Source organism: Stenotrophomonas sp. GbtcB23 (assembly GCF_019091045.1).
Classification (GTDB): domain Bacteria; phylum Pseudomonadota; class Gammaproteobacteria; order Xanthomonadales; family Xanthomonadaceae; genus Stenotrophomonas; species Stenotrophomonas rhizophila_A.
In genome coordinates, this window is sequence record NZ_JAGXKC010000383.1 from 1 (window position 1) to 276 (window position 276).

Genomic DNA, 276 nt, shown 5'->3' on the forward strand with positions numbered 1-276 from the left:
GTGCCCTTCCCGGGGGTCGCCGATTACACCGGAACGAAGACGGCGCTCGTGGGATATGCGAAGGGCATCGCGCGCGACCTCGGTCCCCGCAATATCACCGTGAACGTCGTTCAGCCCGGCATCATGCCCACGGACATGGCCTCGGACGTTGCCGGCGAGCTTCCGGATCGCGAAGCCATCCTGAACATGCATCCGATCCGTCGCATCGCAACCCTTGAAGAGGTGGCGGAGACCGTCTGCTTCCTGGCCGGACCGCATGCAGGCTACATCACTGGT

1 protein-coding gene is annotated in these 276 nt (G+C 64.1%); it reads left to right on the top strand.

Annotated features, from left to right (window positions below):
* Positions 1-276 (top strand): SDR family oxidoreductase (locus KVS69_RS19495; RefSeq protein WP_217539625.1); only part of this gene is annotated, 276 nt, incomplete at both ends.